Annotated in this window: 22 protein-coding genes; 12 read left to right on the forward strand and 10 right to left on the reverse strand. The window is 66.7% G+C overall.

The features are described from left to right. Nucleotides 1–263: 263 nt before the first annotated feature. Nucleotides 264–995: a Crp/Fnr family transcriptional regulator gene (locus JK358_RS17260; protein ID WP_201948712.1), complete on the forward strand. Its 732-nt coding sequence runs from the start codon at nt 264–266 to the stop codon at nt 993–995. Here the strand turns inward: JK358_RS17260 and JK358_RS17265 are convergent, their stop codons facing one another. After that, a complete protein-coding gene (locus JK358_RS17265) occupies nt 996–1,628 on the reverse strand; it encodes a TetR/AcrR family transcriptional regulator (protein WP_201948713.1) in 633 nt (210 codons plus the stop codon). An 89-nt stretch (nt 1,629–1,717) separates the two neighbouring features. Here JK358_RS17265 and JK358_RS17270 point away from each other — a divergent pair, with 89 nt between their 5' ends. From JK358_RS17270 to JK358_RS17285, 4 genes are all read left to right on the forward strand, one after another. Continuing rightward, nucleotides 1,718–3,238 carry a flavin-containing monooxygenase gene (locus JK358_RS17270; RefSeq protein ID WP_201948714.1) on the forward strand — a complete coding sequence of 507 codons (1,521 nt, stop codon included), beginning with the start codon at nt 1,718–1,720 and terminating at the stop codon, nt 3,236–3,238. 28 nt (nt 3,239–3,266) lie between these two features. Next, nucleotides 3,267–4,097, forward strand: coding sequence for an SDR family NAD(P)-dependent oxidoreductase (locus JK358_RS17275; RefSeq protein WP_201948715.1), 831 nt, complete (start codon nt 3,267–3,269; stop codon nt 4,095–4,097). Between the two features lie 10 nt (nt 4,098–4,107). Next, entirely contained in the window at nt 4,108–5,022 is a 915-nt protein-coding gene (locus JK358_RS17280) for an alpha/beta hydrolase (RefSeq protein ID WP_201948716.1), read from the forward strand. 127 nt (nt 5,023–5,149) lie between these two features. Continuing rightward, nucleotides 5,150–6,943: an AMP-dependent synthetase/ligase gene (locus JK358_RS17285; protein WP_201948717.1), complete on the forward strand. Its 1,794-nt coding sequence runs from the start codon at nt 5,150–5,152 to the stop codon at nt 6,941–6,943. A gap of 93 nt (nt 6,944–7,036) precedes the next feature. Here the strand turns inward: JK358_RS17285 and JK358_RS17290 are convergent, their stop codons facing one another. Next, nucleotides 7,037–7,900 carry an alpha/beta fold hydrolase gene (locus JK358_RS17290; protein ID WP_201948718.1) on the reverse strand — a complete coding sequence of 288 codons (864 nt, stop codon included), beginning with the start codon at nt 7,898–7,900 and terminating at the stop codon, nt 7,037–7,039. Nucleotides 7,901–8,070: 170 nt separating this feature from the next. Between JK358_RS17290 and JK358_RS17295 the strand changes: the two genes are divergently transcribed. The 3 genes from JK358_RS17295 to JK358_RS17305 all read left to right on the forward strand — a co-directional run bounded on the left by JK358_RS17295 (nt 8,071) and on the right by JK358_RS17305 (nt 11,011). Further along, the gene (locus tag JK358_RS17295) at nt 8,071–8,502 is read left to right on the forward strand and encodes a VOC family protein (RefSeq protein ID WP_201948719.1); all 432 of its coding nucleotides are present in this window, start codon (nt 8,071–8,073) and stop codon (nt 8,500–8,502) included. 140 nt (nt 8,503–8,642) lie between these two features. After that, the gene (locus JK358_RS17300) at nt 8,643–10,211 is read left to right on the forward strand and encodes a molybdopterin-dependent oxidoreductase (protein WP_201948720.1); all 1,569 of its coding nucleotides are present in this window, start codon (nt 8,643–8,645) and stop codon (nt 10,209–10,211) included. Between the two features lie 176 nt (nt 10,212–10,387). Further along, nucleotides 10,388–11,011, forward strand: a complete 624-nt coding sequence (locus JK358_RS17305; protein ID WP_201948721.1) for a Uma2 family endonuclease — start codon at nt 10,388–10,390, stop codon at nt 11,009–11,011. Here JK358_RS17305 and JK358_RS17310 read toward each other — a convergent pair. Continuing rightward, nucleotides 11,005–11,253 (reverse strand): hypothetical protein, encoded by a 249-nt coding sequence (locus tag JK358_RS17310; RefSeq protein ID WP_201948722.1) that lies wholly within the window; start codon nt 11,251–11,253, stop codon nt 11,005–11,007. The two genes, JK358_RS17305 and JK358_RS17310, sit on opposite strands and share 7 nt — an antisense overlap. Nucleotides 11,254–11,611: 358 nt before the next feature. Between JK358_RS17310 and JK358_RS17315 the strand changes: the two genes are divergently transcribed. Continuing rightward, nucleotides 11,612–12,487 carry a DUF5753 domain-containing protein gene (locus tag JK358_RS17315; protein ID WP_201948723.1) on the forward strand — a complete coding sequence of 292 codons (876 nt, stop codon included), beginning with the start codon at nt 11,612–11,614 and terminating at the stop codon, nt 12,485–12,487. Beyond that, on the forward strand, nt 12,484–12,672 hold the full coding sequence (locus JK358_RS17320; protein WP_201948724.1) for a DUF397 domain-containing protein: 189 nt from the start codon (nt 12,484–12,486) through the stop codon (nt 12,670–12,672). The genes JK358_RS17315 and JK358_RS17320 overlap by 4 nt, the downstream gene beginning before the upstream one ends. On the opposite strand, the gene JK358_RS17325 is transcribed toward JK358_RS17320, so the two are convergent. From JK358_RS17325 to JK358_RS17340, 5 genes are all read right to left on the reverse strand, one after another. Next, on the reverse strand, nt 12,656–13,120 hold the full coding sequence (locus JK358_RS17325) for a hypothetical protein (RefSeq protein ID WP_201948725.1): 465 nt from the start codon (nt 13,118–13,120) through the stop codon (nt 12,656–12,658). The two genes, JK358_RS17320 and JK358_RS17325, sit on opposite strands and share 17 nt — an antisense overlap. Before the next feature lie 29 nt (nt 13,121–13,149). Further along, the gene (locus tag JK358_RS40035; RefSeq protein ID WP_269811838.1) at nt 13,150–13,272 is read right to left on the reverse strand and encodes a hypothetical protein; all 123 of its coding nucleotides are present in this window, start codon (nt 13,270–13,272) and stop codon (nt 13,150–13,152) included. Between the two features lie 195 nt (nt 13,273–13,467). Then, nucleotides 13,468–14,964 (reverse strand): DHA2 family efflux MFS transporter permease subunit, encoded by a 1,497-nt coding sequence (locus JK358_RS17330; protein ID WP_201948726.1) that lies wholly within the window; start codon nt 14,962–14,964, stop codon nt 13,468–13,470. Between the two features lie 91 nt (nt 14,965–15,055). After that, nucleotides 15,056–15,748: a PadR family transcriptional regulator gene (locus JK358_RS17335; RefSeq protein ID WP_307817576.1), complete on the reverse strand. Its 693-nt coding sequence runs from the start codon at nt 15,746–15,748 to the stop codon at nt 15,056–15,058. 177 nt (nt 15,749–15,925) lie between these two features. Continuing rightward, entirely contained in the window at nt 15,926–17,677 is a 1,752-nt protein-coding gene (locus JK358_RS17340; protein ID WP_201948728.1) for an N-acyl-D-amino-acid deacylase family protein, read from the reverse strand. Nucleotides 17,678–17,944: 267 nt separating this feature from the next. On the opposite strand from JK358_RS17340, the gene JK358_RS17345 reads away from it, so the two are divergent. Continuing rightward, the gene (locus tag JK358_RS17345; protein WP_232851410.1) at nt 17,945–19,048 is read left to right on the forward strand and encodes a GGDEF domain-containing protein; all 1,104 of its coding nucleotides are present in this window, start codon (nt 17,945–17,947) and stop codon (nt 19,046–19,048) included. Between the two features lie 49 nt (nt 19,049–19,097). Here the strand turns inward: JK358_RS17345 and JK358_RS17350 are convergent, their stop codons facing one another. Further along, complete coding sequence (locus JK358_RS17350) at nt 19,098–19,790, reverse strand: rhomboid family intramembrane serine protease (protein WP_201948729.1); 693 nt, start codon at nt 19,788–19,790, stop codon at nt 19,098–19,100. A gap of 314 nt (nt 19,791–20,104) precedes the next feature. Here JK358_RS17350 and JK358_RS17355 point away from each other — a divergent pair, with 314 nt between their 5' ends. Beyond that, the gene (locus JK358_RS17355) at nt 20,105–20,362 is read left to right on the forward strand and encodes a S1 RNA-binding domain-containing protein (RefSeq protein WP_201948730.1); all 258 of its coding nucleotides are present in this window, start codon (nt 20,105–20,107) and stop codon (nt 20,360–20,362) included. Nucleotides 20,363–20,508: 146 nt separating this feature from the next. Here JK358_RS17355 and JK358_RS17360 read toward each other — a convergent pair whose 3' ends face one another. Further along, nucleotides 20,509–21,861: an MFS transporter gene (locus tag JK358_RS17360; RefSeq protein ID WP_307817577.1), complete on the reverse strand. Its 1,353-nt coding sequence runs from the start codon at nt 21,859–21,861 to the stop codon at nt 20,509–20,511. Between the last annotated feature and the right edge of the window lie 46 nt (nt 21,862–21,907).

A 21,907-nucleotide genomic window follows, 5' to 3' on the forward strand; every position in this document is an offset into this window, starting at 1 on the left:
AGCTTTTGCCGCAGGGCGTTTCCCGGCCCTTCGGGATCGATGACATCGGCTGTCGCGCGCAGGATCCGCTGGAGATCGGCCGCGAATTTCCCGGAACGAATTCCTCACTCCCCACGGATTCCAGAATGCGCGCCATATTACTGCGCCGCAACAATTTTCGGCGACAACCGTCTCAGATCGTTACGTGCGATCATGTTCCGTTTTCGGAATGCTCACCTACCGTGGGAGTTTCGGGGACGGCTTCCACGTGCACGGAGCTGAATATGATCAAGAGCCTGGTGGATTGGCCGTGGCCGGAACGGACGTTCATGGCGCGACTCACCCCTGTGTCGCGCAACGACCTGCTCAGGTTGGGTGCGCAATTCTATTGCCCGCCCGGCCGGGTGCTGATGCGGCAGGGGGAGGCGGGGAGTTCGGTGTATCTGCTGCGGTCGCGGGATGCCACCGTGTCGGCCTGCGCCAAGATCACTGCGGATGACGGGAAGTTGTTCGCGATTCGGGTGAGCGGGGATGTGATCGGGGAACTCGGTGCGCTGGAACCGCATTCGCGGCGTTCGGCCACCGCCACGGTGTGCACGGATACGATCGCGCACTGCATTCCGGGGCCGGAATTCGTGGCGTTCCTGGATCGGCACACCGATACCTGGCAGACCCTGTGCCGCGCCATCGTGGACAGGCTGGCGTGGTCGGATCAGCAGCGGCTGGATTTCGCGGACTGCCCGGTGCCGGTCCGATTGGCCAGGCTGCTGGTGGAATTCGCGGAATCCTACGGTCGCCGGGAAATGGTGTTCGACGGCGAATCCGAGGTGGAGACGTGCAAGCTCACCGTGCGGCTGTCCTACGAGGAGCTGGGGCAGTTGATCGGCGCGAAGGTGGACGCGGTCGGGCTGGCCATGCGGGAGATGCGCGAGGCCAGGCTGCTGTGCCTGAACAATCGTCATGTCGCCGTGCGTGATCTGGAAGGCTTGCGCCGTTCGACGATCTGGCCCTGCTGATCAGGGCTGCATCAGCAGCGCGGCCAGGGCGGGGCTCAGGGCCAGTCCGAGGGCGGGCAGGGATTGAACGAGCATGTCCACCAGGGCTTCCCGGCTGACGGGTTTGTCGCGCAGCCAGGTGAGCACGACCTCTTCGACGAAGGCGATCCAGCCGCGCACCGCCAGCGCCAGCCCGGGTAGGTCCGGATTGTCGAGGGGGATGTTCAGTTGCGCGAGAATGCGATCCGCGGTGGCCTGGCGCGCGCTCGCGACGAGTTCGGCGGTTTCGGGCCGGGAGCTGGCGGGGCCGCGCAGCAGGGCGTGGTAGGCCGCGCCGTTCTGGCTGACGTAGTCGATGTAGCGCTCGATGGCGTCGCGCAGCATGTCGAAGATGCCGAGGCTCTCGTCGGGCGCGGTGGTCTCCAGGAATTCGGAGTTGGCTCGCTTGAGGATCTCGACCTGGAAGTCCTGGACGGAGGGGAAGTAGTGGAACAGCAGGCCGCGGGAGATGCCGGCCTGGGCGGCGATGTCGTTGACCGAGATGTCTTCGAGGTCGCGTTCGCGCAGCATCTCCACGCCGAGTTCGATGAGCTGTTTGCGGCGTTCGTCCGGGCTGAGGCGGACGCGTTTGACGCCGGAATCCGGTCTGCTCATGCTGCCTTTCCTCGCCATCGGGCTACCGCTACTGAACTCGAGTCAATAGTATATTGACTCGTACTCAATAAGACCTTACGCTCGGATACATGAGTCGCAAGGTTACAGACAAAGCTGTCGGCAACCGCCCCGCCCGGCACTCCCACATCGTCATCGTGGGCAGTGGCTTCTCGGGCCTGGGCATGGCCATCCGGCTGACCCAGCAGGGTCACCAGGACTTCCTGGTGCTGGAACGCGGGAACGATGTCGGCGGCACCTGGCGCGACAACACCTATCCGGGTGCTGCCTGCGACGTGCCCTCGCACCTGTACTCGTACTCCTTCGCGCTCAACCCGAACTGGTCGCGCTCGTTCTCCAAGCAGCCGGAGATCCAGAGCTACATCCAGGGCGTGGCCGACAAGTACGGCGTCCGCGACAAGCACATCTTCGGCTGCGATATGACCGGCGCGCGCTGGAACACCGAGCGGTCCGTCTGGGAGATCGACACCAACCAGGGCCCGTTCACCGCCGACTACCTGATCTCCGCCGTGGGCGCGCTGTGCGAGCCGAACCTGCCGGATATCAAGGGCATCAACAGCTTCGAGGGCGAGATCTTCCACTCCGCCCGCTGGGACCACGACTCCGATCTGTCCGGTAAGCGCGTCGCCGTCATCGGCACCGGCGCGTCCGCCATCCAGATCGTCCCGAGCATCGCCAAGCAGGTCGCGCACCTGGACGTCTACCAGCGCACCGCGCCCTGGCTGCTGCCCCGCGCCGACCGCCCGTACCTGGGTGTGGAGAAGTTCGCGTTCAAGCACATCCCGGGTGTGCAGGCGCTGTCCCGCGCCGCCATCTACGCCGCGCGCGAGACCCAGGTCGTCGGCCTGGCCAAGTTCCCGCCCGCCATGCTCGCACTCGAGGGCGTGGCCCGCGCCAAGCTGTTCGCCGAGATCCGCGATCCGGAGCTGCGCAAGAAGGTCACCCCGAACTTCCGCATCGGCTGCAAGCGCATGCTGATCTCCAACGAGTACTACCCGGCGCTGGACCGCGAGAACGTGGACGTGGTCACCGACGGCATCAAGGAGATCACCGCGAACGCCATCGTCACCAAGGACGGCGTAGAGCGCCCGGTGGACGCCATCATCGTGGCCACCGGCTTCCACGTCACCGATTCCCCGGCCTTCGAGACCATCGCCGGCCGCGACGGCCGCACGCTCTCCGAGGTTTTCGACGTGAGCGGTCAGCAGGGTTACAAGGGTTCGGCCATCCACAACTACCCGAACATGTTCTTCCTGCTCGGCCCGAACGTCGGCCTGGGCCACACCTCGATGGTGTACATGATCGAATCGCAGATCAACTACATCGCCGACGCCATCGAGCAGATCGAGGCCAAGGGCCTGCGCACCGTCGAGGTCCGCAAGGACGTCCAGGACGAGTTCAACACCGAACTGCAGAAGAAGCTGCAGGGCACGGTGTGGTCCACCGGCGGCTGCGCCTCCTGGTACCTGGACAAGCACGGCAACAACACCACACTGTGGCCGGATTTCACCTTCCGATTCCGTAGTCTGCTCGAGAAATTCGATGTAGCGGCCTACGACACCACGACCGCAGTCGCGGCCAAGGCTTCCTGATCCGTCTTCCTCGAGCGAAAGAGTGACCGTGAGCAACGACGCTTACTTCAAGGACAAGGTCTGTGTCATCACCGGCGCGGGCTCCGGCATCGGCCGCGCCCTGGCCGAGAACCTGGCGCGGCGCGGTGCGCACCTGGCGTTGTCCGATATCGACACCGAGGGTCTCGCCGAGACCGTGCGCCGTTGTGAAAAGTACGGCGTCAAGGTGAAATCCGATCGGCTGAACGTGGCCGAGCGCGAGGCCGTGCTGGTCTACGCCGACGAGGTGCGCAAGCACTTCGGCAAGGTCAACCAGATCTACAACAACGCCGGTATCGCGCACCACGGTGATGTCGTCGACACGTCCTTCAAGGACATCGACCGCATCATGGATGTCGACTTCTACGGCGTCGTCAACGGCACCAAGGCATTCCTGCCGCACCTGATCGAATCCGGCGCGGGCCACGTGGTGAACATCTCCAGCCTGTTCGGCCTGATCGCCGTGCCCGGCCAGAGTGCTTACAACGCCGCGAAATTCGCGGTGCGCGGCTTCACCGAGGCGTTGCGCCAGGAGATGCTCATGAAGGGCTCCCCGGTCAAGGTCACCTGTGTGCACCCGGGCGGCATCAAGACCGCGGTGGCCCGCAACGCCACCGTCTCCGAGGGCCTGGATCAGAAGAACCTGGCCGCGCTGTTCGATTCGAAGCTGGCCATGCACACGCCGGAGATGGCCGCGCAGACCATCACCGAGGGCGTGCGCAAGGGTCACGGCCGGGTGCTGATCGGCTGGGAGGCAAAGGCTCTCGATTTGTTCGTTCGCACAACCGCCTCCTATTACCAGCGGATCGCCGCTACGGTGCAGAAGATCGTTCTGCCCTAGGGGAATTCGAATGCCAGACGTGAAATTGCCGCTGCCCGTTGCGCGTACGGTGCTGCATCCGATCTTCCGGTTGATGTTGAATCACCGGCTGCCGTGGACCGTGCAGCGCGCCCTGATGGACGGGGGCGCGCCACTGCAGCGCGCACCCCGGGGCACCCATATCGAGAAGGTGGAGCTGGGCGGGCGGCGGGCCGAGCGAGTCACGGCCGGTCCGGTGTCGACCACCGCGACCGTGCTGTACCTGCACGGCGGCGGTTACACGGTGGGTTCGCCCATCACGCATCGCGCGGTGACGGGCTCTCTGTCCCGTGAAACCGGTTGTGCCGTACAGGTTCCGGATTACCGGCTGGCTCCCGAGCATCCGTTCCCGGCGGCGCTGGAGGATGCCGAGGCGGCGTTCCTGGAGCTGGTGGCGTTCGGCTACCAGCCCGAACGCATTGCCATCGCCGGTGATTCGGCGGGCGGCGGGTTGTCGCTGGCCCTGGCGCAGCGGCTGCGGGACCGGCACGGGTACACCCCGGCCGCGCTCGGCCTGATCGCGCCGTGGACCGACCCCAACGAGATTCCGGCGCAGGACGGCGATCTGGTGCTCACCAAGCGGTGGTCGCGGGCCTGCGCGGCCGCCTATCTGGGTGACGGCGACGGTTCCGACACCGGGTACGCGCCGCTGCTGGGCGCCATGCGGGGGCTGCCGCCGGTGTACGTCCAGGCCGATGTGGACGAGATGCTGCACGCGCAGTGCGTCCGTCTGGTGGCGGCGCTGCGGGAGGCGGGCGTGGAGACCCGCTTCAGCGAGACCCGCGGCCTCTGGCATGTGGCCCAGTTGCAGTCGGCGCTGGTCGCCCCGGCCGCACAGGTCACCCGGGAGCTCGGTGAGTTCCTGCGGCAGGCGCTTCGACCAGCGCAGATCCGGTCAATAGGATAGAGCGCGACCGATTTCCGCGACGGCCCGACGGGGTCCGAGAAACAGTTCTGGGACTCCGGCGGGCGTTACGCGTAAGCGTGGCGTAAATTACTGGCGAGTAAACCCCACTCTCTGTGGAAGGGCAGCGATGCGAGAGTTCGAAGTCCCGGCTACCTACACCATTCCGGAAAACGCGAATATGTCGGACGGCGCGTTCCGGCATGCGGAGAAGACCCCGAATCTGGTCGTCTTCAACACCCCGAATGGCAAGGGCGGCTGGAACGATGTCACGGCGGCGGAATTCGCCAAGACCGTGACGGACGTGGCCAAGGGCCTCGTCGCCTCCGGTATCGAACTCGGTGATCGCGTCGCCATCATGGCCGCCACCAGCTACGAGTGGGTCGTCCTCGACTTCGCCATCTGGGCCGCCGGTGGGTGCACGGTCGCCATTTTCGACTCCTCCTCGGCCGAGCAGTGCCGCTGGATCCTGTCCGACTCGGCCACCAAGATCACCGTGGTCGAGAACGACAAGCACCGCGCCACCATCGCCGAGATCGAGGGCGGACTGGGCGATCTGAAGGAGGTGCTGACCCTCGACAAGGACGCCGTCGCCGACCTCATCGCGCGCGGCTCCGACCTCGACGACTCGGTCGTGCACGAGCGTCGCGCCCAGGTGAAGGCCGCCTCCCCGGCCACCCTGATCTACACCTCCGGCACCACCGGTCGCCCCAAGGGCGTCATGCTCTCGCATGCCAACCTCTACGCGGAGTCCGCCGCCGACCGTTCGGCCATGAGCGAATTCCTGCAGCCGGGCCGCAAGTCGCTGCTGTTCCTGCCGCTGGCCCACGTGTTCGCGCGGGCCGTCGCGCTGGCCGCGTTCGACGCCGGCGTCACCGTCGCGCACACCGCCGACTGGACCACGCTGGTCGAGCAGTTCGGCCAGTACAAGCCGGACTTCATCCTCTCGGTGCCGCGCGTGTTCGAGAAGGTCTTCAACGGCGCGAAGCAGAAGGCGCACGACGGCGGCAAGGGCAAGATCTTCGACATCGCCACCGAGACCGCCATCCAGTACAGCCAGGCGCTGCAGACCGGCAAGCCCGGCCTGGTGCTGTCGCTGAAGCACACGGTGTTCGACAAGCTGGTGTTCAGCAAGCTGCGCGAGGCCATGGGCGGCCGGTGCGCCTCCGCCGTCTCCGGCGGCGGTCCGCTGGGTGCGCGCCTGGGCCACTACTTCCGCGGCGCGGGCGTCACCATCTACGAGGGCTACGGCCTGACCGAGTCCACCGCGGCCGTCAGCGTCAACACCCCCAAGCACATCAAGGTCGGCTCGGTCGGCCGCCCGCTGCCGGGTCACGCCGCCAAGGTGGCCGACGACGGCGAACTGCTCATCAAGGGCCCGGTCGTCTTCGGCGGCTACTGGAACAACCCGGACGCCACCGCGGACGCCTTCGAGGACGGCTGGTTCAAGACCGGCGACCTGGGCGCGATCGACGAGAACGGTTTCATCTCCATCGTCGGCCGCAAGAAGGAAATCCTGGTCACCGCGGGCGGCAAGAACGTCTCCCCGGCCATGCTCGAGGACTCCCTGCGCCAGCACCCGCTGATCAGCCAGGTCATGGTGGTCGGCGACGGCCAGCCCTTCATCGGCGCGCTGATCACCCTCGATCAGGAAGCCCTGCCCGGCTGGAAGGACCGCAACGGCATCTCCGCGGACACCACCATCGAGCATCTGATCGAGAACCCGGCCCTGGTCGCCGAGATCAACGAGGCGGTCGCGGCCACCAACAAGCTGGTGTCGCACGCCGAGGCGATCAAGAAGATCCGCATCCTGCCGGTCGACTGGACCCAGGAGGGTGGTCAGCTCACCCCGAAGATGTCGCTCAAGCGCAATGTGGTCATGAAGGAGTTCGCCTCCGACGTGGCCGCCATCTACGGGGAGTGATCCTGCTCCCCCGCCTCTCCGCGCCTTCAGCGCCCGGCTGAGAGCCGTAACGATGGCCCCGCACTCCTTCGCGGAGTGCGGGGCCTTCGTCGTTCACAGCCGATCGAGGAAATCGGCGATGAGCGGGGCGATTTCGCGCAGATGGGTTTCCAGGGCGAAGTGGCCGGTGTCGAAGAGGTGGAGTTCGGCTTCGGGGAGGTCGGCCAGGTAGGCGTGGGCTCCCGGGGCGGGGAAGAACATGTCGTTCGCGCCCCAGACGATGAGCGCCGGGGGCGTGAATTTCCGCAGCCACTCCTGCCATTCGGGGTAGCGGGCCACATTCGAGTGGTAGTCGTAGGCCAGTGCCAGCTGGGCTTCGGTGCGGCCGGGGAGTTCCAGGTAGTACTGGTCGAGGTTCCAGGCGTCGGGGGACAGCACGCTGGGGTCGGGGACGCCGCCCTCGTACTGGCTGCGGGTGCCCTCGGGGGAGAGCAGGCTGCGAATGATATCCGCCGAGCCGTCCTGCTCAGGGCGCAGGGCGATGAAATCCTTTGCGCCGTCGGACAATCCGGCCTCATAGGCATTGCCGTTCTGGACCACGAGCCCGGTGATCCACTCGGGATGGCGGGTGGCGAGCCGGAATCCGACGGGTGCGCCGAAATCGAAGACGTACACGGCGAATTCGGTCAGTCCGAGGCGCTGCACGAAACCCTCGGTGATATCGGCGAGCCGGTCGAAGCTGTAGTCGAAATCGGCGGGGGCGACGGTGTTTCCGAAGCCGGGGTAATCCGGTGCGATGAGCCGGTAGCGGTCGCCCAGGGTGTCGATGAGCCGCCGGAACTGATGCGAGCCGGAGGGGAAGCCGTGCAGCAGGAGCAGGGTCGGCGCGTCCGCGCGGCCGGGCACGGATTCGCGGTAGAACACCTCGACGCCGTCGACATCGATGCGCTGGTGCCGCACCAGGGGTAGCTCGCTCATGGCCTCACACTTTCTCGCGAAGTTGACGTATCAGTTCTATCGATGTCGAACCGCTCGCGGAATCACCGTCCGGGCCACGCGGCGATGAATTCGGGCCGTTTCGCCCGTCTACTCTGAGGAGTGGCTGTGCCGCTCAACTTCTGCCGGGTAACCCGATCGAGGAGGCCATCATGCCCGCTGTGAACCCCTGTCTCATCTTCGAAGGCAATGCCGAGGAAGCCGTCACCTTCTACCAGTCCGTGCTGGGCGGTGAACTCGAGCTCGTCCGCTACGGCGATTTCGGCAGTGGGGCCGACCTGTCCGAGGACGACAAGAACCGCGTCGCCTACTCCGGCGTGACGGTTCCCGGCGGCGACGTCATCATGTGCATGGACTGCCCGCCCGACCAGTCCGTCAACTTCGCCGATGCCGGCTACAGCGTGAGCGTCGAGGCCGAGTCCGCCGCCGAGGCCGAGCGCTACTTCACCGAACTCTCCGCCGGTGGCCAGGTCTTCATGCCCTTCGGCAAATCCGAGTGGGCCGAGGCCTTCGGTATGTGCACCGACAAGTTCTCGGTCAGCTGGATGATCGGCTTCACCGGCAGCGGCGCGATGGGGCAGTAGACGGCCGCCGCCTGTGCTGGTCGTCCCGCAGGCCCTTCGCCATTCGGTGGCCGCCGGGTGGCGTGGGGTCCGGCTGACGTCACTGTTCTGTCATCATTCGGCCCGGTTCGCGCGGCGCGGAACGCAGTAGGGTCGGATTCGTGACCGGTCGTGGATTGCGAGTCGCCGCTGGCGTGGTGTCGGCGGGGGTGATTCTGGGTGTCGCCGAGCTGGTGGCGGTGCTGGCCGGGGCGGAGAGCGCGCCGCTGCCCGCCGTCGGTGACTGGGTGGTCGATCAGACGCCGGACGGGGTGCGCGAATGGGCGATCGACACCTTCGGCACCAGCGACAAGACGGTGCTGTTCCTGATCATGGGTGTGGTCGCCGTGGTGGTGGCCGCCCTGGCCGGTCTGGTCGAACGGACGCGGCGGCCGGTCGGGTCCGTGCTCTTCGTGGTCTTCGGCGGATGCGCCGCCCTCGCCGCCCTCACCCGCCCGCAGGCCACGTGGACCTGGATTTTTCCGGCAGTGCTCGGTACCTGGGCGGGAATCATTGTGCTGCGCAGTCTGATTCGCCGCATCGAGGACTTCGAGCGCGCTGCCGGAACAGGATCCGCCCCTGCCGATGCGGCCCCTGCCGATCCGGCCGCTGCCGATGTCGCGCTGGAGCGGCGAATCGTGGTGCGCGGCCTCGTGATCGGCGGTGCGGCCGCGGCAGGCGCGGGGCTCGTGGGACGGTTGCTGGGCGCGTCGTCGCGGAATGTGGCGGGGGAGCGGGCCGAGGTCACGTTGCCGTCGGTCACCGCACCGCTGCCGGAGGTGGATCCCGGTGCGGATCTTCGGATTCCGGGTCTCACCTCGTATCTCACGCCGAATGCCGACTTCTACCGAATCGACACCGCACTCGTGGTGCCGCAGGTCAGCAAGGAGGACTGGTCGCTGCGCATCCACGGCATGGTGGATCGCGAAATCCGGCTCACCTACGCGGATTTGGCGGCCCGCACCCCCATCGAGCGGCTGGTGACGCTGGCGTGCGTCTCCAACGAGATCGGCGGCGATCTCATCGGCAACGCGCTCTGGCTCGGGTACCGCCTCGATGAACTGCTCGCCGAGGCGGTGCCGCATCCGGAGGCCGATATGGTGCTGTCCCGCAGCAAGGACGGCTGGACGGCGGGCAGCCCGCTGTCGGTGCTCACCGACGGCCGCGACGCCATGCTCGCCGTCGGCATGAACGGTGAGGCGCTGCCGGTGGTGCACGGGTATCCGGCGCGCCTGGTGGTGCCGGGCCTCTACGGCTATGTCTCGGCGACCAAGTGGGTGACCGAACTCGAGGTCACCAGATTCGATCGCGCGCAAGCGTATTGGACCAAGCGCGGCTGGTCGGCCTACGGCCCGATCAAGACCGGAACCCGCATCGACGTCCCGAGCTCCCGCAAGAGCCTCACCCCCGGCCGTATCACCGTCGCGGGCGTCGCGTGGGCGCAGCATCGCGGCATCCGGGGCGTCGAGGTGCGCATCGATCAGGGCGAATGGCAGCCCGCCCGCCTGGCGGTCGAGCCTTCCATCGACACCTGGCGGCAGTGGGCCTTCGACTGGGAGGCCACCCCCGGCACGCACACCATCTGGGCGCGCGCCACCGACGGCGCCGGTGAAACGCAGACCGAGGAGCGCCGGGACGTGATCCCCGACGGCGCGACCGGCTACCCGTCGATCACGCTGCAAATCCGCTGAATCATCCCCGCCCCCCGGTATGTTTGTGCGACAGTGACGACTGATTTCGTGAGGCTTGGGGTAACTCACCGGGTACGTCCACAATTTGTTCGGTCATCAACCGCTGGCACGCGTGCTCGACGATCAACGGCAGTCGAGCTGTGCGCTGAAGTCACGGAGAGGCGGGCAGGCGCGCTTTGGCAGGAGTATTGGAGTGGGCGCGGGCGGAAAACCTGCAGCCCGAACCGATCACGCTCGACATCTGGCAGCAGTTACCTCGCGACTTCTGTCAGATGGTGGAGGTCGTGAACGGTGATGTGGTGCGCGCGGAAGCGCCCACGCACACCCACCGCAATGCCGCCCGCCGCATCGCCACCATGCTGGAGGCGGGCGCGGAAACCCATATGAGCAGGTACAACGACGGCCGCCTGTACGCGGGCACCGATGTCGACGTCCTGCTGTGGGAGCGCCCGCGCGTCACCGTGCGGCGACCGGATGTCGCCCTGTTCACCTGTGAGCCAACCGATGTCGGCCCGCTGCCCGCCTCCCGCGTGAAGATCGCCGTAGAGGTGGTCTCCCCGGTGACCGAACGCATCGACACCGCCGACAAACAGGCGGAATACGCCCTGGCAGGCATCCCCTGGTACTGGCTGGTCTGGATGGACCGCGACCGCGTGACGGCCATCGACACCCACGTCCTGGTGCTGGGCCACTACCGCACCCACCGCCGCATCACCCCGGTGATACCCGGAGAAACGTTGGTGGACATGCCGATCGAGATCCGCATCGACTGGACGCGCCTGTTCGGCCTCATCTACTGACGCCAGTTCTCCTGCGCCACCCGAAGCTCGATCACTTCCGCCAGCACACATTCCGCCGGATAACCCTGACAGGGCTGCCGAGCCTGGATAGCCCGATCCAGGCCGTCCCGCACCGCACACCGCGACTCCCGGCAGTCGCGATCATGCATGTCCCGCAACGCTTCCAGGTCCAGATTCTCGAACATCGAGAAGTCCGACGGCGCGGCGCGCACGCCGGGATCACGCGGCCCGATGTCGACCACGATGCCACCGTCCCGTCCCGCCCGATGCGGGCGCGTAGATGCACCCTTTCCCGTCGAGGTATGCGAGTCGTAGAAACCGCGTATCGCGTTCCCGCCCTATCCCGGCGAATCCCCACATGGACACCGCAGTCAACATCAGTACGAGCGCAATGAGTGCCGCTGTCTCCCAAGACATTTCGAATCACCTCGCCATTTCGGATTTGTCGTGATGTCATTCCGCTGACATCCAAAATGGCCTGAATGCTGTTTCGGCGCAGTATATTTGGTGAAAGCTCTTGGGCGTCCAGTGCGGACATGTTCACCGTAGACACTCCCCAGATAGCGAGGCTAAGAAATGGCCGGGTCGACGGTCTCTCGCATGGATTTTGGAAACGTAATGCGCGGTTTGCGAACCCGCGCGGATATGACAATTCTCGCTGCGGCGCTACACCTGGAAGTCTCTCGCCAGACGGTCATGCGTATGGAGGACGGCTTACCCACCAAGCTCGGCACCCTGCACATCCACGTGCTGCTCGACCAGTACAAAGCTGATCGGACCGCGTCAGCGGAAGCGTTGCGGCTGTGGGCGGAGATTCGTGAGCAGGACAAAGTTGCCAAGGTGCAGGGGAATTCGAAGGGGTTCTGGAGGGCGTACACCGACCAGATCGCCCCGAATTTCCCCAAGTTTCTACGTCTCGAATCTGCGGCTGAGCACATTGTGTCGCACCAGATGTTGGTGATTCCCGGCTTGCTTCAGATCCCCGACTACCGTCGCGCGATCATTCAGATCAGCGAACCTGAGCTGTCAACGGTCGATCTCGAGCGCCGACTCGAACTGACCGCGCAGCGGCAGGTCCGACTGGAGGAGACCGACTTCCGGCTGGAAGTCTTGCTGTCCGAATCGGTTCTCAGACACAGGCCGAGTAGCCCTGCGATCATGGTGGAGCAGCTGCGTGCGCTGGCGGCGGCAGGAGACCGGGAGAACGTGAGCATCCGTATAGTCCCCTTCGCAGTGGGCCCGCACCCAGGTCTGGCGATCCACTCATTTACGTTGCTGCGATTCGCGATTGGGGCAAGCGGGTTGACCTTGCCGTCCGTGGTGTTTGTAGAGGGGGCGATCGGCAGCATGTTCCATGAGCACGAAGACGAAGTGGGCCAATATCAGCGGGCGATCGAGGGTCTTCGCGCAGTAGCGTTGACCGAAGAGGACACCAGCGACTTGGTGTTTCGAGTTGCGAAGGAGTACGCAGCGTGAGGAAGCCGATCAGAGGCGAGTGGTACAAGTCGAGCAGATCCGAGGGCGCGAAGCAGTGCGTGGAGGTCTACCACGGCAACGATTCCACCGGCATCCGCGACAGCAAGCACCCCGGCGGGCCGGAGCTGTACTTCACGCCCGCGCAGTGGGGGAGCTTCCTCCGATTCCTCAGTGCGGCTGAGTGAATCGGTAGACGGCAGTGTGCTCGGAACCGGCGGCCGGTGCGCTGGACGCTTCGTAGCGGTAGTCGCCGGTGTCGTTGGTGCGGCAGGTCAGGGTCAGCGTGTAGTCGACCGGGTTGCCGGCGGTGGTCTGCCTGCCGGTGAGTACCGCTGTGCCGGGTTCGGGTGAGCTGTAGGTGTAGTCGCTGTCCTGCCAGGAACCGGTGCCGACCACGATGTACTGGAGCCGGTCGGCGGACGGGAAGCGCACCAGCACAAGGGAATCCCCGTTGGGTGCGCTCGGAACGCCGGGGGTGCTGCCGTAGAGGATCAGGCGGCGCTCGGCCAGGTCGGTGGGGACCGTGCACACCGGTGGCGGATTCTCGGGCGTGGCGTGGCTCGCGCCCGCGCCGGGCAGGGTCGACATCAGTGCCGCCGCGGCGATGAGCGCCGCACGCACGGGTCCGCGCATCGCGGTTCCTTTCTTCGAGCCGGGGGAGTTCACAGCAGTCCGAAGGCGCTCAGGATGAACGTGATGTTCGCGGCGATGGCGGTGACGGTGTCCGCCAAACTCAATGCCGCCGAACCCAGTGCGACCAAACCTGACGACAGCGTCGCTGACATCGGAACTCTCCCAGTCTTTTCGGCCGGAGAACGGTGGACGAACGCGGCAACACAGTAAACGACCCGGCGCGGAACACAGGTGTCCCGCGCCGGGTCGCGGCGAAAGTTACCGATGCGCTCTCGGCCCGGGGGCGTCGCCTCCTGCTCGTGCGGAGACCGTCGCCTCCTGCTCGTGCGGGGGCCTTCGCCTCCAACTCAGTGCGCGGCGCTCGCCTTCGCCAGTTCCCCGGCTTCGCCCTTGTCGGAGTGCGGGCGTCCCACGAACAGCGCCGAGGCCACCACGCCGATCAGCAGGATCGCGGCGGGCAGATACATGGACTGGCTGAGCGCGGTGCTCATCTTCTCCAGGATCGGGTCGCGGACCTCGGCGGGCAGGTTGGCCAGGCTGCCGCCGCCGGTGCCCTCACCGATCGGGCCGTCGGTGGGCAGGTGCTGCGCGGCGATACGCGCCGACAGCAGCGCGCTCACGGCCGCCGAACCGAGCACCGAACCGACCTGCCGGGTGGTGTTGTAGACGCCCGCGCCCGCACCGGCCTGCTGGATCGGCAGATTGTGCGTGGCCGTGGTGGCCAGCGGAGCCCAGATGCAGGCATTGGCGATACCGGCGATACCGCCGATCACCAGGAACGCCGCAATCGAAGCGTCCGGCTTCATCAGCACCGCGAAACCGAAGGTGGTGGCCGCGAACACCGCGAAACCGATGGTCGGCAGGATGCGCGGGGCCAGCTTGTCCGACAGCTTGCCGATGATCGGCGCGAACACGCCGGTCAGAATCGCCATGGGCGCGAGCACCAGCGCCGACCGCGTCGGCGACAGGTCGTGCACCTGCTGCAGGTAGAAGTAGAACGGCACGAAGGTCGCCGTCACCGCCGCGCCCATGGCGGCGATGGCCAGGCTGGACAGCCCGAAATTGCGGTCCTTGAACAGGCTCAGCGGCACCAGCGGCTCTTCGGTATTGCGCGCCTGGTTCACCACGAACAGGCCCAGCACCACGATGCCCGCGATGATCATCGCCCAGATCAGGCCGTCCCAATCGCGGGTATTGCCCTCCTGGATGCCGAACACCAGCAGGAACATGCCGGCCGCCGACAGTGCGACGCCGACAAGATCGAACTTGTGCTGATGGGTGTCCAGCGTCGGCACCAGCCACACGGCCAGCGCGAACGCGATGATGCCGATGGGCACGTTGATGTAGAAGATCCACTCCCAGCCCTGCGAATCCACCAGGAAGCCGCCCAGGATCGGGCCGACCAGGGTCGCCAGACCGGCGACGCCGCCCCACAGGCCCATGGCCGCGCCGCGCTTGTCCGGCGGGAAGGTGCGGGTGATGACGGCCATGGTCTGCGGTGTCATGAGCGCCGCGCCGAGACCCTGCACGGCACGCGCCGCGATCAGCATCTCGATGCTGCCCGACATGGCGCACCACAGCGAGGCGGCGGTGAACACGGCCAGGCCGAGCAGATAGATGTTCTTGGGGCCGAAGCGATCTCCGAGCCTCCCGGTGACCAGCAGCGGCACCGCGTAGGTGAGCAGGTAGGCGCTGGTCACCCAGATGACGGCGTTGATGTCGGCGTGCAGGTCGTTCATGATCGCGGGATTCGCCACCGCGACGATGGTCATATCCAGCAGGATCATGAAGAATCCGACGACCAGCGCGTATAGCGCGAGCCACGGATTGCGTTGGGTGGACATGTAATACGGGTCCTATCTCGTATGGGTGCCGACCGCGATCACGGTGACCGCTATCGGCGAACGCTCGGAAAACGGCTGGGGGGCTGGAGGTTTATCCGGCACCACCTCTCCGGACCGCCGCGATGTCCTCCTGCGTGAGACCCGCGCCCCAGTCGTGGCCCCTACTGGGCTGACAGGTTTCCACGCGTTCTCCGGTGACGGGATCGAATGCTTCCCAAGGCAATTCGCCGGTGGCGAGTTCGTCGATGAAGCCGCGCAGCCACTCCAGTTCGGCGCGGGTGCGGGCGGTGGCGTAGTCGATGACCGCCCAGTAGCGGCGCGGCACCTCCCGGCTCGCGGCCACCGCCCGGATCGCCTCGTATTCGGCGATTCGGCCCTCGATCCAGGTGACGCGTTCACGCAGCAGCGTGACCACCTCGTCCACAGGCAGATTGTGCGCCTCGGCCAGCGCCACATCGAAGATCGGGTACTCCCTGACCGGCTGCCGCAGGATCTCGGTGACGCGCGCCAGCAGGGCTTCCTGCCCCGCGTCGGTGATCCGGTAGGTGGTGCGTTCCGGCCGGTTACCGGCCCGATTCGTACCCTCCGCGACCACCAGTTCCTGCTCGGCCAGGCGCGCCACCGTGTGGTACAGCGACCCGGGCTTCACCTTCACGAGTTCGTCCTCGTGCCGGTTCATGAGCAGTTGATACATCTCGTACGGGTGCATCGGGTTCTCCGCGAGCAGTGCGAGTACCGCGATGGCCAGCGGCGTGAGCGCCGGACCCGCCTGCTTCCTGGACACTGTGCGCTCCATTCCTCCGTGCCAAATATTCCAGGCGGAATATACGGCGCGGAGGATCGCCGAACAAGCCCGTGCCCCCGACCTGTGAGCCCTCTCACCGCAGTGGCATGCCGAACGACAAAGGCCCGGCCGGTTGTGAACCGGCCGGGCCGCCTACCTCTCCCGCGCGCTCCTCGGTCAGCGGCCCCCGCGCACCAGCGCCCCCGGCCGCGCCCCCGTATCCTCGCCGTCGCGCAACACCACCCGTCCCGACACGATGGTGGCCCGATACCCGTCGGCACGCTGCAACAGTCGCCGCGCCCCGCCCGGCAGGTCGTAGGCCATCGCGGGCGGGAGCAGCCGCAGGTTCTCGAAATCGATCACGTTGAGGTCGGCCTTCTTGCCGACCGCGATCACGCCGCGATCGGTGAGCCCGTACATGTCCGCGGTGTCCTTGGTCATCTTGCGCACCGCCAGCGGCAGCGGAATCCGTTGCCCGCGTGCGCGATCCCGCGCCCAATGGGTGAGCAGGAACGTAGTGTTGGAGGCGTCGCAGATGGCCCCGACATGCGCGCCGCCGTCGCCCAGGCCCACCGCGCTGGCCGGATGCAGCAGCATTTCGCGAATCGGATCGTGGGTGAACGCCGAATAGTTCAGCAGCGGGCGGAAGAACAGGGCCCGGCCGCCTTCGGACAGCAAGAGGTCATAAAGATATTCGAATGGTTCGCGTCCCGCGCTCTGGGCGGCGTGCGCCAGGCTGGTATCGGGCGCGGGCTCGTACTCCGGTGGATCGCCGAGCACGAACGTGCGGTCCAGCCCGAGTCCGATGAACGCCGCCATGGCCGCCAGCGGACTGTCCGGTACATCGGTTTCGGCGAGAATGCTCTTGCGCACCTGTGGATCTCGCAGCGCGGCGACCAGCGCGCCCAGATCGTCCCCGGCTTTCGCGGCCGCTGCGAGGTAGCTGGGCCGGAACGAGAAGGGGTGGAAGGTCTGCAATCCGGTGAGCAGCCCGAGCGGTCGCGCCGAAACCTGGGGGCGCAGCGGCACTCCGGCCTCGAACGCGCGACCTGCCGTGTCCAGCAGCCGTTTCCAGTCGTCGGGTGCGCCGTCGTGTTGCAGCAGGCCGAAACTCACTGTGCGGCCGGTGAGTTCGGCCAACCGCAGCATCCAGTCCAGTTCCCGGTCCGGTGCCGCGAGATCCTCGCCCATGATGCCCGCCGGGGCCAGTTCGAACACGCCGCTGCCCGCCGCCGCGAGGGCTTTCCCGATGGCGAACAGTTCGTCCTCGGCGGCGAAGGTGCCGGGGACGGGTTCGCCGTCGACGGCCCGGTGCACCAGGGTGCGTGAGGTCGAAAAGCCCAGTGCCCCAGCCTCGATGCCCTCCCGAACGAGCTTCGCCATGACGGCGATGTCCTCGGCTGACGCGGCCTCGTTCTTCGCGCCGCGCTCACCCATCACGTAGGCGCGCACGGCCCCGTGCGGCACCTGCGTGCCGACGTCGATGGCCAGCGGCAGCCCGTCGAGTGCGTCCAGATACTCCGGGAAGGACTGCCACGCCCACCGGATGCCCGCCGAAAGTGCCGCTCCCGGAATGTCTTCCACGCCCTCCATCAATCCGATGAGCCAGTCGCGTTTGTCCTCGGTGACGGGTGCGAAGCCGACTCCGCAGTTGCCCATCACCACGGTGGTCACGCCGTGCCAGCAGCTCGGCGTGAGCATGGGATCCCAGGTGATCTGCCCGTCGTAATGCGTGTGGATATCCACGAATCCGGGCGTCACCACCAATCCTGTTGCGTCGATGGTGGTTTCGGCTTCGGCGTGGGCGAGTTCGCCGGGTTTCGCGAGGGCGGCGATGCGTCCGTCCGTGACGGCGAGATCGGCGGTGAACGGCTCCCCTCCGGTGCCGTCCACGATCGTGCCGTTGGTGATCACGAGGGTGTAGCTCATATCGAGTCCTAGGTGCGCGTGTCGGCGGCGCTGATCCGGCACCGCTGCTGACGGGCCGTATGTTAACTCGACATAGCGTCAGTGAGTGTGGGATTCAGGCCCGGAGGCCGGAATTGTCGATATGGCGGGCCGTGTACTGGATCCGCGGGGAAGTCGCTGCCAGGATGCTGTAAACACTCGTGACACCTACACTGGGGTGGCTTGGCGGGAATTCGTCCCAGATGTTCTACAGCGCGTGAATGCACTCGAACTGAAGGGGGATGGTCGTTGTCGGTCGTACTGGCTTCCGGGCAACCCAGGCGCAGCCTGCTGCGAACCTGGTGGCAGGACCCTGTCGACTACTGCTGGCTCGTGCACACCCTCGACACCCACTACGCGCTGCGCCCGATGAAGATCGTGATCGGCTGCGGCGGCGCGGTCATGTTCCTCAACGCGCTCCTCACCTGGTTCACCGCGGTCGGCCCGGACAGTCTCCTCGGCAATATCCTCTACGCCGTCATCGCCGCCGTGGCCGGCCTGTGGGCGCTGCGCTGGTGGCTGCGGCCCTGGCCCGGCCACACCGAATCCCTGGTGCTGCTGGCCACCGCGAACCTGGTCATCTTCGCCGCGTGCGCCATGGTCGCCAACCCCGTCTACGGCGCCGTCGGCGCATTGCAACTGGTCGCCACCGGCGGCTACCTGACCCTCTTCCACGGCCCCCGGGTGCTGGCCGCCCACGTCGCCTGGTCCATGCTCGCGGCGCTGGCGCTCTGTCTGCGGATGGTGCTCGCCGATTCCGGTGACACCGCCCTCGCCCTGTCCCTCGTCCTGATCATGATCGCGGCGCTCGTGGTGGTGCTGCCCGCCCTCCAGTTCTGCTACTGGCTGCAGCGCACCGACGCCCTCTCCGACCCGCTAACCATGCTCCTCAACCGCCGCGGCCTCGACTACTACCTCACCGGCTGGTTCGCCTCCACCGACCCGACCCCCCTGTGCGTCATGGTCATCGACCTCGACCGCTTCAAATCGGTGAACGACACCTTCGGCCACCCCACCGGCGACCGCATCCTCGTCCAAACCGCCGACAGCCTCCGCGCCGCCGCCGACCGCAACACCCTGCTGGCCCGTTCCGGCGGCGAAGAATTCGTCGTCGTCGCCCGCCTCGCCCCCGCCGCCGCCCGCGCCGCCGCCGAATGCCTCTGCCGCGCCATAGCCACCCAACCTCTCCCCGACGACACCCACCTCACCGCCAGCATCGGCGTAGCCGTCGAGGCCACCCCCACCGACCCCAACCTCCTCCTGCAACGCGCCGACACCGCCATGTACCGCGCAAAACGCCTGGGCGGCAACACCGTCCTCCTCGCCGACCCCACCATGAACGCCGTGTCCTAGGCATGAATCCGGTGACGCGAACGGCGGCCGGACCGCCGGGCGGCAGGCGTCAGATCCGGTCCGGATGCCAGGGCGGCGTGAAGTCCTTGCCGGAGACGCGGGTTCGCGGCTGGACGGCCAGATGGATCCCCGCGATCACCGCGCCCGTCAGGAATCCGCCGAGGTGGGCCTGCCAGGACGTGACGTAGGCCGAGATGATCAGCCACACGATGAACACCCCCGCCAGCGCGCCGGCGGAGACCCGCTCGTTGCGGTTGCGCAGGTTCAGGATGACGAAGGCGGCGGACAGGCCGTAGACCGCGCCCGATGCGCCGACGGTCGGCGTGTCCGGAGCCAGCCAGTACACCATGAGCCCGCCGCCGAGGGCGGAACCGATGTACAGCAACAACATTCGGACATGCCCGGTGATGGGCTCGATGGCCCGCCCGAACAGCCACAGCCACAACATGTTCGAGGCGATATGGGTCGCGCCGACGCCCTCGCCGGGGGCGAGGTGAAGAAAGCTGCCGGTCAGCAGGCGATACCAGTCGCCGAAGGCGATGCCTACCGGCATGTACCCGGGTCGCGAATTCCCGTCGTACACATACAGACTGCCGTCGTGCAGATAACCCCGCCCAACCGTGGCGAACAGGTCGACCAGCGGCGGATAAACCAGCTGTACGCAGTAGACGAGCACATTGACAGCGATCAACGCATAGGTCACCGGCAGCTGACGTAGATCGGCGGCAATTCTCGGATGCACGGCACTCCTCGAAAGATGTTGTTGAGGTCTGAGCCGCCCCCGGACTCGGCGTGCCGCAAAATCGTAAGCCGAGGCCGCTGATCAGGGCAAACACGGCATCACCTCCCGTTGCCCTTCTCACAATCAGATCCGGGCGAGGCCGATCTCACGAGAATCGGCTATCGTAAAAACCGTGACTGCCGGGTCGGCTCTACGCCGCACACAGAACGGTTCCCCGGCCGACCGGTGACCCCCGGGCGGCCCCGCGGCCCGCCCCTCCTCTCGAATCCCCGCTTACCGCAACACATTTGCCCAAGGGATATCGAAGGAGAAACATGACTCACCCTGGCGTCCCCCAGGAATCCTGGAACAACTTCCGCACCGCCCACGACATCGGCGCAACCCTGCAAGCCCCGGTGGCCGAAGTAGTCCCGTTCGGTGCGTTCCTCGAAGTAGCCCCCGGCATCCACGGCCTGCTCCACCGGAACGTGTGGACCGACTGGAACGCCGAACCCGAAGTAGGAGCAACCCTCTCGGTCCGAATCGTGGCCATCGACAACGAGAAACACCGCGTAGCCCTGGCGCTCGCGTAGCTCCGTGACCAGGCGTGCGGAGGCAGACTCCACCTGCCTCCGCACACCTTCACACTAGCTCTCTGCCGGTTTCGGCCCACCGGCTGTTCGTCGCTGGTCGAGCGGTCGGCGATCGGATGCGGTCGCTGGTCTCCGGACCCGGGCGATCAGGCGTCGATGGTGCGGTCCTTGGTTTCCACTATCAGCCGGGTGCACGCCACGCTGATCACCGACAACGTCGCCAGCAGCACGCCCACCCACACGGAGCCGGGACCGGCGAGCAGCTTGGTGGCGACCAGCGGCGGCAGGGCGCCGCCGAGGATGCCCGCCAGGTTGTATCCCATGCCCGCACCCGTGTAGCGGTAGCGGGCCTGGAACATCTCCGGCAGCAGCGCGCCCGCCGGGCCGTAGGCGATGCCGAAGATGGCGAGGGTGCCGAACAGGCCGACGGCGAATGCGACCGGACCGCCGAGATCGAGGATCGGGAACAGCGCCAGGGTCCACGGCACCGCGGCGGCGCACGAGACCATGATGACGCGGCGGCGGCCCACCCGATCCGACCACAGCGCGGAAGCGGCGGTGGCCAGGCCGAATACGATCGCGGCGACCATGCCCATGGCCAGGATGCTGTCCCGGGACAGTTTCAGGGTGCCGACGCCGTAGCTGGTGAGAAACGCTGTGCCCGTGTAGAAGAGCGAGAACAGGCTGGTCAGCGCGCCCGCCGCGATCAGGATCTCTCTCGGCTGGTAGCGCACCGCGTCCAGGAAGGGCAGGCTGCGCGCCGCCGGAACGGCCGTGTCGCGCACGCGATCTCGGAAAACCGGTGTTTCCGCGACGGCCAGCCGCACCCACAGTCCCACGCCGACCAGCGCGAACGACAGCAGGAAGGGAATCCGCCAGCCGTAGTTCAGAAAGGTGTCACTGGTGGTGCCGAGGGTGCGGCTCGCGATCAGGAAGGTGGCGCTGGACAGGAAGAACGCGAACGCGGGACCGAGCTGCGGGAACATCGCGTAGTAGCCGCGCTTGCCCGGTGGCGCGTACTCCGCGGTGAGCAGTGTGGCACCCGCCCATTCCCCGCCGACCGCGAACCCCTGCAGGAAGCGCAGGACCACCAGGAACACCGGGGCCCAGATGCCGATGCCGCCCGGAAACATTCCGAATACGCCGGAGTCGTAGCCGGGCAGCAGACCGATGGCGACGGTCGCGAAACCCATGATGAGCAGCGTCCACACCAGGGTGCGCTTGCGGCCGATGCGATCCCCGAAGTGCCCGAACAGAATCGCGCCGACCGGCCGGGCGAAGAAGGCGACCGCGAAGGTCGCGAACGAGGCCAGGGTCGCCGTGGAGGGATCGGCCGCGGGGAAGAACACCTTCGGAAACACCAGCGCGGCAGCGGTTCCGTAGATGAAGAAGTCGTAGAACTCGATCGTGGTGCCGATCGAACTCGCCGCCGCCACCCGCCGCAGACTGGTAGGCCGCTCCGGCGCTTCCGGTGGCGTGTTGTCTTTCGTGGTCGTCACCGTGGGTCTCACTCTCTCGCAAACCCCGGCGCCCTCATCGCGCCGG

The organism is Nocardia acididurans (assembly GCF_016741815.1).
Lineage (GTDB): Bacteria > Actinomycetota > Actinomycetes > Mycobacteriales > Mycobacteriaceae > Nocardia > Nocardia acididurans.

What these genes read in the sequence shown, in the direction of transcription:
- JK358_RS17355 (WP_201948730.1), top strand. Translation starts at nt 20,105, where the DNA reads ATGACTCACCCTGGCGTCCCCCAGGAATCCTGGAACAACTTCCGCACC.
- JK358_RS17280 (WP_201948716.1), top strand. Translation starts at nt 4,108, where the DNA reads ATGCCAGACGTGAAATTGCCGCTGCCCGTTGCGCGTACGGTGCTGCAT.
- JK358_RS17265 (WP_201948713.1), bottom strand. Translation starts at nt 1,628, where the DNA reads ATGAGCAGACCGGATTCCGGCGTCAAACGCGTCCGCCTCAGCCCGGAC.
- JK358_RS17340 (WP_201948728.1), bottom strand. Translation starts at nt 17,677, where the DNA reads ATGAGCTACACCCTCGTGATCACCAACGGCACGATCGTGGACGGCACC.
- JK358_RS17325 (WP_201948725.1), bottom strand. Translation starts at nt 13,120, where the DNA reads ATGCGCGGACCCGTGCGTGCGGCGCTCATCGCCGCGGCGGCACTGATG.
- JK358_RS40035 (WP_269811838.1), bottom strand. Translation starts at nt 13,272, where the DNA reads ATGTCAGCGACGCTGTCGTCAGGTTTGGTCGCACTGGGTTCGGCGGCA.
- JK358_RS17330 (WP_201948726.1), bottom strand. Translation starts at nt 14,964, where the DNA reads ATGTCCACCCAACGCAATCCGTGGCTCGCGCTATACGCGCTGGTCGTC.
- JK358_RS17285 (WP_201948717.1), top strand. Translation starts at nt 5,150, where the DNA reads ATGCGAGAGTTCGAAGTCCCGGCTACCTACACCATTCCGGAAAACGCG.
- JK358_RS17315 (WP_201948723.1), top strand. Translation starts at nt 11,612, where the DNA reads ATGGATTTTGGAAACGTAATGCGCGGTTTGCGAACCCGCGCGGATATG.
- JK358_RS17295 (WP_201948719.1), top strand. Translation starts at nt 8,071, where the DNA reads ATGCCCGCTGTGAACCCCTGTCTCATCTTCGAAGGCAATGCCGAGGAA.
- JK358_RS17270 (WP_201948714.1), top strand. Translation starts at nt 1,718, where the DNA reads ATGAGTCGCAAGGTTACAGACAAAGCTGTCGGCAACCGCCCCGCCCGG.
- JK358_RS17290 (WP_201948718.1), bottom strand. Translation starts at nt 7,900, where the DNA reads ATGAGCGAGCTACCCCTGGTGCGGCACCAGCGCATCGATGTCGACGGC.
- JK358_RS17260 (WP_201948712.1), top strand. Translation starts at nt 264, where the DNA reads ATGATCAAGAGCCTGGTGGATTGGCCGTGGCCGGAACGGACGTTCATG.